Genomic DNA, 8,363 nt, shown 5'->3' on the forward strand with positions numbered 1-8,363 from the left:
TCGAACCCCTAACCTCCTGATCCGTAGTCAGGTGCTCTATCCAGTTAAGCTACAGATCCATTCTTTCAATAAACATCTAAGATGTCCACTAATTCCCGCGATTGGGATTGCAAAGATAGACAATAGGATGATTACTGCAAATTTTATTTTAAATATTTGAAATGGTGGATTTGCTTATAAATGTCCTTCTACTCCCGTCAATGGGGGTATGGATGAGTTTCGGGTTAGGCTGAAGTTCTCGAAACCTGTGAAAAAACTAGTATGATTTAGGCTATTTTCTTCCCACCGCACCACATTTTTGAAAGTCTTAATGTGATAGTAGGCCCTATAGGCTCATCCACTCAAAATTCACTATATTTGTATAAATCAAACCATTAGAGGATTATGGAAACTTTAATAGTTCGCCCAGAAACTAAAGAGCAGTTGGAGGCTGTCAAAACATTCTTAAAAGCCCTTAAGATTAACTATGAAAAAAAAGAATATATAGAAAATTATGATCCGGAATTTGTAAAAGCAATAAAAGTTGCTGAAGAAAGGGCTAATTATAAAACCGTAGACCCAAAGAATCTATGGGAAAGTTTGAAGTAAAAGTAGAAGCTTTAGCTTTAGCTCAATTAAAAAAGCATTATAAGTCTGGAAACAAATCTAATATCAAGAAAATAGAAAAAATTTTCGACGAACTTTCTGAGCATCCATACCAAGGCTGGGGTAATCCCGAACAATTAAAACATGAACTTTCTGGTTTTTGGTCAAGAAGAATAAACCAAAAAGATCGAATATAGTATACAAAGTAAAAGAACAGATGGTGACTGTGTTTGTTATTTCAGTGATGGGACATTATAACCAAAAGTAGATGAATCTTTATTTAGTTTACTGAGCAGAATCAAAACCTCCTTTTCAGAAGATATTTTGACTCTGCCCAATATGACAAAATTCCCAATTATTTCTTATCTGTTTTGCCTGAAGAACCCGGTTTTGCTATAGAACCTCTCATCTCGGTATCTGCCTGGATATTTTGCATTTTATAATAATCCATAATACCCAAGTTTCCACTTCTAAAGGCTTCTGCCATAGCTAAAGGCACCTGTGCTTCTGCTTCGATAACTTTAGCTCTTGCATCCTGCGCTTTAGCCCGCATCTCCTGCTCGTAAGCTACAGCGATGGCTCTTCTTTCTTCGGCTTTAGCATTGGCCACTTTTAGATCGGCTTCTGCCTGGTCTGTTTGTAACTTGGCACCAATATTCTCACCAATATCGATGTCAGCAATATCGATAGACAGAATTTCGAAAGCCGTACCGGAATCCAGACCTTTAGCCAATACTACCTTGGAAATATTATCCGGGTTTTCCAAAACTTCCTTATGGCTTATAGAAGAACCAATAGTACTTACAATACCTTCGCCTACCCGGGCTAAAATGGTTTCTTCGCCGGCACCACCAACCAATTGGTTGATATTTGCTCTAACTGTAACCCTTGCTTTTGCGATTAACTGAATACCGTCTTTAGCCACAGCTGCAACCGGAGGTGTATTGATTACCCTTGGATTTACGGAAAGCTGAACAGCCTCGAAAACATCACGTCCTGCCAGATCAATTGCCGTAGCCAATTTAAAATCCAGCGGAATATTGGCTTTATCAGCAGAAATAAGGGCCTTAATTACATTATTTACATGGCCGCCTGCCAAAAAGTGTGTTTCTATCTCATTAGAAGTTATGTTTAATCCCGCTTTAGTGGAAGTAATCATAGCATTAACAACCAGAGAAGGCGGAACTCTTCTTAATCTCATTAAAACTAAATTCAACAGATTAATTCTTACACCGGATAGCTGTGCTGTAAACCATAAGTTCACCGGTAATATATAGAGAAACAGAGAAATTGCTACAATTGCTCCTACAATAATAAATACGATACTTATTGATGGCTGCATATTTTTATTTAATTAAAGCGTCTATTGCCTGGAAGTTCGGTAAGTCTGATGCTTTTTCTAAAACTTCCGCATAAATGATTTTTTGGTTCTCGTCTATTACAAAAGCTGACCTTTTAGCCACACCTTTTAAACCTAACACGAAATCTTCGTAGAAAGCCCCATATGCTTTTGAGACTTCCTTATTAAAATCAGAAAGCAAAGGAAATTGATAATTGTTTTCTTCTTTGAATTTAGCCAATGTAAAAGGTGAATCTACCGAAATACCTAAAACCTGTGCTCCTATACCTTCGTAGAAACCAAAATTATCTCTCAATGTACATAATTGAGTTGTACAAACTCCTGTGAAAGCTAAAGGAAAAAAATGAAGAACTACCTTTTTCCCTGCAAAATCAGCGAGACTAACTTCTTTAGCCTCTGTATTCAATAATGTAAAATCCGGAGCCTGATCTCCTACTTTTAATGCCATGTCTGTGATTTTTAGTGTACTTATTAAATTAATTATCTCTCTTTCTACTACAGAGCTGCTAACTGTTTCTCCATAATGCGTATTCCTTCTTCGAAACTATGGGGTTGATAACCGAGTTCTTTTACAGATTTATCTAATATAAAACCTGTTTTTTTAGGTCTTTTAGCAGCCTGGTTTAAAGTTGCTGAAGATATTGGCTTGATTAGCGATTTATCCAGGTTGTAGTAAGTTGCTACTCTTTGCACCAGTTCTATGATACTCATCATATCCTTACCGGATGCATTATAAACTCCCTGTGCTTCTTTCTCTACTGCTAGTAAACAGATATCAGCCAGATCTTCTGCAAGTGTTGGCATCCTCCACTGGTCGTTAACCACATTAATAGGATTACCTTTCTCCAATGCTCCTTTTGCCCAAAGAATAATGTTACTTCTGCTCATATCATTGACAATTCCATACACAATAATTGTTCTTAGAATAGCATAATGTATTCCCGAGTGTTCTAACAACTGCTCGGCGGCCAACTTGGATTCGCCATAGTATGAAAGCGGATTAGGTGTTGCATCTTCGGTATAAGGACCTTCTTCTCCATCAAAAATAAAGTCTGTGGACAAATGAACCAATTGGATACCCTCTTCCCTGCAAAGATCTGCAAGATATTCTACAGCAGTTACATTTAACAACCAGCATTCTTCTCTTTGACTTTCGCAGGTATCTACATTCGTCATTGCAGCGGTATTGATGATTGCATCCGGATGATGCTTTCTCACTACAGAGGCAATACTATCTTTATTGGTGATGTCCATTTCCTCATAGACATATCCCGTTTTTACAGGGTGCCTGTTAACTCCCTTTCCCGTTGCTATAAGTTCAAATTGTCGGTTTTTCAAAACGGCATCTGTTAGTTTTTGCCCTAACAAACCATTGCTTCCTGTCACCAAGATTTTCTTCATGTTCCGAAGTTAATCTTTTGAACCGAAAGCAACAATTTTTTACATATTGATTTCGGACAGTATAGACACTAGAAGGGTCTGCTTCTTGAAATGAAGCAGACCCTTTCTATTCCGAACAGATACCGATTATGGAAATTTTACTCCTGCATAATTAGCCACACTAATCTTAGGAATAGTAGAATTGTATTTCACATTAATCGCATCAATAAAAGCATTAGCGACTATAGCATTCCCTATCGGAGTAAGATGCACACCGTCTAAAGAGAAAGCATTTCCCCTAATAAATTCGGAGGATACTTCTACTCCATCAAAATTTTTGCCTTTCTTAATTTCATTAAGTATTGCGTATGTATCTACAAAAGCCAGATCTTTTGCTTCTGCAACCTGTTTTATAGCCATATTATAAGATTTTATCGCTTGCTGTACAGTAGCTACTTCATCTTTATCTAATACATATTTATTTTCCATTGGATTTAAAGGGCTTACTCCATAACCTCCTACTCCTAATTTACTTCTATCAAAGTTTAAAACTATTAAATCTTCATTTGTTGCCAGCCTTGGCAATCCGTTGGCTGGCTGTATATATAATTTAACCTGATTGGCTTCGAGCGCTTTATTTATTGCAGCTACTGTTACGGTATTGAAAAATGGAATGGCCGAAACATCTGGTATTGTTGCAATAACACCCTTTCGTCCGTTGCTTGTTAAGGAGTTTATAAACTGATTCAACAATCCTGTAAATGCATTAACTGGTGTTAGCTGTCTTGTTATATCTCCTTCTGCATTTCCCCCGCTGGTAGCCCACCCCAATGCGTCTATATTCCCAAGCCAGAAAGAAAAGAAAGTGTGATTTTTAGTAGTGGCAAATTGCTGATAATTGATAGTTCCTGCGTTAGCATCGGGCACCAATCTTTCGAAATACATATTTCCTAAAGTAGAACTCATGATATTTTGAGTAGAAAAAGCTATACTCATATTGGGCACACCGAGGTTTTGTATCTCATCAGTATATTTAGTCAATAACTTAGGAGTAGAACTTCTATAAGCCAGTTTATCTGTAACTGGTGTAATAATAGGAGACCCATCCTGATTAAAACCTGTTAGACGTACATATCCCGAACCATTAGCTTGTGCTTCTGTAAAAAAAGGAGACACAAAATTTCCGCCGCCAACGGCTTTCATCTGCTCGGCTATAAGATTTGGATAGGCTACTTTCTGTCCCTCTAAATACAATCCGTTATCTGCATAACCTGCTGTAAGAGAATTCCCTATTGCTATATATTTAGTGAAGTCTGCACTACCAGCGGACTGCTGAGGCAGATCTATTTCTGGCCGGCAAGAAACTACAGTTAAAAGAGCTATACTGTAAATCCAAACTTTTATATTTCTTAAATTCATGACATTCAATTAAAATTCAACAATTAATTACCATCTGTAAGCCAGTGAAATACCTGGTATGTACACATGAGATTTAAATTTACCTGACAGTTGGGTCTCGATATTAGTCTCATCAATTTCCTTCAGGTTTTCGTACATAAAAGAAATATCTACACCAAATTTCTGACTAAAATTGTAGCTCATACCTGCCGTTAATATTAGCCGATTAGCATCCGGCACTTCTGGTGTGACATAGCCCTCCTTTACAGGAGAGAAAACATATCCTGCCCCTGCTCTAATCGCAAATTTTTCGGAGGCCATGTGCTGCATGCCCAATTTCACAGCGTAGCCATCTCCGTAATTCCTGGGCGAAGGCGGAGTTTCAAAATTATTATTGTAGGTAAAAGCTAAATTCTCATACACTTTCCAGTCTGTCCAGCTCAAATCTAATGCAAGCTGAGTTTTCGGTCCTGCCTCATAACCTAAGCCCAGTGCCAACGTACCTGGCAGAGGCAGTTCCGAACTGAATTTTGTAGGGAATGTTGGCTGTAATGAACTTGCCACATCAAAATTGGCATCACCATCCTCTACCTTTGTAACAACTTTAGACCGGTAAGAAATACCCGCTGTTAAACCAAAGTCGCTTTTCATAAATAACCCGGCATTCCATCCATATGCATTACCATTGCCTTTAAGCTGTACACTTCCGGGTACTCCCTGATCATTAGAAACAGGAACTCTCCTCCTTAGATCTACAATGCCATGATTAAAAACAAACCCGGCACCAAAACCTATATTATCAGATAATTTAATACTAATGGTAGGTTGTATATAAATCGCCTTTAAATCAAGTGACGTAATAGCATATTTTCCTGACCAATCTTCGCCCCAATTATTTAAACCTCCAAAAGGTGTGTACACTCCTAAACCCAACTTATATTTACCTGATTTTGGTCCCCAAACACCATAAACCTGAATAGGTGTCGCTACTTCGTCTTTATTATATTCTACATGATTGGAACCTCGCTGTAAAAATGCAGATTTAAAAAACACCGGACTGATACCTGCGCTTATGGCATTTTTATCTAGCATAGAAACTGCTCCGGGATTATAAAATACAGAAGCTTCGTCTAATGCCAGGCCAACACCTGCACCTGCCATGCCTATTTGTTTCTGCCCCTGAAGGTTTACCTGAAAACCCTGTCCAAAAACAGCAACAGAAGAAATGCTTAACAGCACCCCAAAAACTATTTTGTTTGTTATCATAATGGTAATATTAGGTTATTAACTGATCCTTTTTATGCATGCATAGCAAATACTATGCTAACATAATAAAATTATTAACAAAAAGAAATACTTCTGCTAAATAAAAAGGATCTCTTTCATGAAAGGATCGTAGTCTGTTGTAATAACATGCCTTCTTTTCGACATCCATTTTAAATAGCACTTTCTGAGTGTATTAACGATAAAATGGAACAGTTTTTTAATGTTAAATTTTTTCATAGATGCAGTTTATGAAACACAAAGCAACATTCAAGCCATATTATGAAAAGGTGGTCTCCTACAAACCCGGTAATGACTTGTAAAAAAATATGAAATAATTATTAAAAATAGGTTTTGAATTAAAGTAATAAAATGTAATTTCGCACACTCAAAGTAGTAGCCCTAAGAGGCTTAAAAACAATTGATTTTAATAAAAATTGTCATATAACATGCCAAACATTGGAAAAATAGCACAAATCATTGGCCCAGTAGTAGACGTTAGCTTCTCTGCCGAAGGTTCTAAGCTACCTAAAATTTACGATGCCTTAGAAATTCGTAAGGAAAATGGTCAGAAAATTGTTTTAGAGGTTCAACAACACCTTGGTGAAGACCGTGTAAGAGGTATTGCAATGGACTCTACAGATGGTTTAGTGAGAGGAATGGATGTAGTTGATACCGGCGCTCCTATCAAAATGCCTATTGGAGAGAACATTAAAGGACGCGTTTTCAACGTTGTTGGTGATGCTATTGACGGTATTGAAAATTTAGACAAAGCTAATGGTAAGTCTATTCACAATGCCCCTCCTAAATTTGAAGACCTTTCTACCGAAAACGAAATTTTGTTTACAGGTATTAAAGTTATCGATCTGATTGAACCATACGCAAAAGGTGGTAAAATTGGTTTATTTGGTGGTGCGGGTGTTGGTAAGACTGTATTGATCCAGGAGCTTATCAATAATATTGCAAAAGGTCACGGTGGTCTTTCTGTATTTGCTGGTGTAGGTGAGCGTACTCGTGAGGGTAACGATTTATTACGCGAGATGCTGGAGTCTGGCATTATCAAATACGGTGATGAGTTTATGCATTCGATGGAAGAAGGTGGATGGGATCTTTCCAAAGTTGATAAAGAGTTAATGAAAGATTCTAAATGTACTTTCGTTTTCGGTCAGATGAATGAGCCTCCAGGTGCTAGAGCCCGTGTTGCTTTATCTGGTTTAACTGTTGCTGAATACTTCCGTGATGGTGAAGACGACGGACAAGGTAAAGACGTACTATTCTTCATCGATAATATTTTCCGTTTTACTCAGGCGGGTTCTGAGGTATCTGCGCTTTTAGGTCGTATGCCTTCTGCGGTAGGTTACCAACCAACCTTAGCAACAGAGATGGGTGCGATGCAAGAACGTATTACTTCTACAAAGAGAGGATCTATCACATCTGTACAAGCGGTTTACGTACCTGCGGATGACTTAACTGACCCTGCTCCTGCGACAACTTTCGCCCACTTAGATGCTACAACAGTACTTTCCCGTAAAATTGCTGAGCTAGGTATTTATCCGGCGGTAGATCCATTGGATTCTACTTCAAGAATCTTAACTCCTGCAGTTGTTGGTCCCGAGCATTATGCTTGCGCACAAAGAGTAAAAGAAATTTTACAACGTTATAAAGAACTACAAGATATTATCGCCATCTTAGGTATGGACGAATTATCTGAGGAAGACAAGTTAACTGTAGCCAGAGCAAGAAGGGTACAACGTTTCTTATCTCAGCCTTTCCACGTTGCTGAACAGTTTACAGGTTTAAAAGGTGTTCTTGTAGATATTAAAGACACCATCAAAGGTTTCAACATGATTATGGATGGTGAAGTGGATGAATATCCTGAAGCAGCGTTCAACTTAGTTGGAAGTATTGAAGACGCAATTGAAAAAGGTAAAAAGCTATTAGCTGAAGCAAACGCGTAAATAGAATCAAGTCTTTAGTATCAAGTGTCGGGGCATTCAATTATCTTGAATCTTGATACTAAATACTTTCTACCAGACTTAAAAGATATGATTTTAGAAATATTAACTCCCGATAAAAAAGTATTTGACGGCGACATTACTTCGGTAACTGTACCCGGAACTCAAGGATCTTTTGAAGTTTTAAATAATCACGCCCCTATTATCTCTACTTTAGAGCAAGGAAAAGTGATTGTGAGAACCGGAAACAACGAACAAAAGTTCTTAATTACTGGAGGAGTTATTGAAGTGATTAACAATAAGATTATTGTTTTAGCAGAAAGCGTTCAACAAAAATAGTCTACAGTTTAAACATTCAGATATTACTAAAGGGGGTGTCCAAAAAGGGCACCTTCTTTTTTTTGAACAAAGTTGAAGTTTTC

The 8,363-nt window shown here is 37.7% G+C and carries 9 protein-coding genes; 4 read left to right on the forward strand and 5 right to left on the reverse strand.

Going from position 1 to position 8,363, the window contains the following annotated elements:
• The first annotated feature begins 384 nt into the window (after positions 1-384).
• Complete coding sequence (locus ABWO41_RS12770; RefSeq protein WP_353138517.1) at positions 385-588, forward strand: DUF2683 family protein; 204 nt, start codon at positions 385-387, stop codon at positions 586-588.
• Entirely contained in the window at positions 570-782 is a 213-nt protein-coding gene (locus ABWO41_RS12775) for a Txe/YoeB family addiction module toxin (protein WP_353138520.1), read from the forward strand. The genes ABWO41_RS12770 and ABWO41_RS12775 overlap by 19 nt, the downstream gene beginning before the upstream one ends.
• A 158-nt stretch (positions 783-940) precedes the next feature.
• Here ABWO41_RS12775 and floA read toward each other — a convergent pair whose 3' ends face one another.
• From floA to ABWO41_RS12800, 5 genes are all read right to left on the reverse strand, one after another.
• A complete protein-coding gene (gene floA / locus ABWO41_RS12780) occupies positions 941-1,927 on the reverse strand; it encodes a flotillin-like protein FloA (RefSeq protein WP_353138523.1) in 987 nt (328 codons plus the stop codon).
• Positions 1,928-1,931: 4 nt separating this feature from the next.
• Positions 1,932-2,393, reverse strand: coding sequence for a peroxiredoxin (locus ABWO41_RS12785; protein WP_353138526.1), 462 nt, complete (start codon positions 2,391-2,393; stop codon positions 1,932-1,934).
• Positions 2,394-2,440: 47 nt separating this feature from the next.
• Positions 2,441-3,346, reverse strand: coding sequence for an SDR family oxidoreductase (locus ABWO41_RS12790; RefSeq protein ID WP_353138529.1), 906 nt, complete (start codon positions 3,344-3,346; stop codon positions 2,441-2,443).
• A gap of 126 nt (positions 3,347-3,472) precedes the next feature.
• Positions 3,473-4,744 carry an SGNH/GDSL hydrolase family protein gene (locus tag ABWO41_RS12795; protein WP_353138532.1) on the reverse strand — a complete coding sequence of 424 codons (1,272 nt, stop codon included), beginning with the start codon at positions 4,742-4,744 and terminating at the stop codon, positions 3,473-3,475.
• Between the two features lie 27 nt (positions 4,745-4,771).
• Entirely contained in the window at positions 4,772-5,989 is a 1,218-nt protein-coding gene (locus tag ABWO41_RS12800) for an OmpP1/FadL family transporter (RefSeq protein WP_353138535.1), read from the reverse strand.
• Between the two features lie 446 nt (positions 5,990-6,435).
• On the opposite strand from ABWO41_RS12800, the gene atpD reads away from it, so the two are divergent.
• Entirely contained in the window at positions 6,436-7,944 is a 1,509-nt protein-coding gene (gene atpD, locus ABWO41_RS12805) for a F0F1 ATP synthase subunit beta (protein ID WP_353138541.1), read from the forward strand.
• 87 nt (positions 7,945-8,031) lie between these two features.
• Positions 8,032-8,280, forward strand: a complete 249-nt coding sequence (atpC, locus tag ABWO41_RS12810) for an ATP synthase F1 subunit epsilon (protein WP_353138538.1) — start codon at positions 8,032-8,034, stop codon at positions 8,278-8,280.
• The last annotated feature ends 83 nt before the right edge of the window (positions 8,281-8,363 follow it).

This window comes from Pseudopedobacter sp., from assembly GCF_040392825.1.
Lineage (GTDB): Bacteria > Bacteroidota > Bacteroidia > Sphingobacteriales > Sphingobacteriaceae > Pseudopedobacter.

Coding starts and splice junctions, on each gene's coding strand:
- ABWO41_RS12770 (WP_353138517.1), top strand. CDS start 385: ATGGAAACTTTAATAGTTCGCCCAGAAACTAAAGAGCAGTTGGAGGCT.
- ABWO41_RS12775 (WP_353138520.1), top strand. CDS start 570: ATGGGAAAGTTTGAAGTAAAAGTAGAAGCTTTAGCTTTAGCTCAATTA.
- floA (WP_353138523.1), bottom strand. CDS start 1,927: ATGCAGCCATCAATAAGTATCGTATTTATTATTGTAGGAGCAATTGTA.
- ABWO41_RS12785 (WP_353138526.1), bottom strand. CDS start 2,393: ATGGCATTAAAAGTAGGAGATCAGGCTCCGGATTTTACATTATTGAAT.
- ABWO41_RS12790 (WP_353138529.1), bottom strand. CDS start 3,346: ATGAAGAAAATCTTGGTGACAGGAAGCAATGGTTTGTTAGGGCAAAAA.
- ABWO41_RS12795 (WP_353138532.1), bottom strand. CDS start 4,744: ATGAATTTAAGAAATATAAAAGTTTGGATTTACAGTATAGCTCTTTTA.
- ABWO41_RS12800 (WP_353138535.1), bottom strand. CDS start 5,989: ATGATAACAAACAAAATAGTTTTTGGGGTGCTGTTAAGCATTTCTTCT.
- atpD (WP_353138541.1), top strand. CDS start 6,436: ATGCCAAACATTGGAAAAATAGCACAAATCATTGGCCCAGTAGTAGAC.
- atpC (WP_353138538.1), top strand. CDS start 8,032: ATGATTTTAGAAATATTAACTCCCGATAAAAAAGTATTTGACGGCGAC.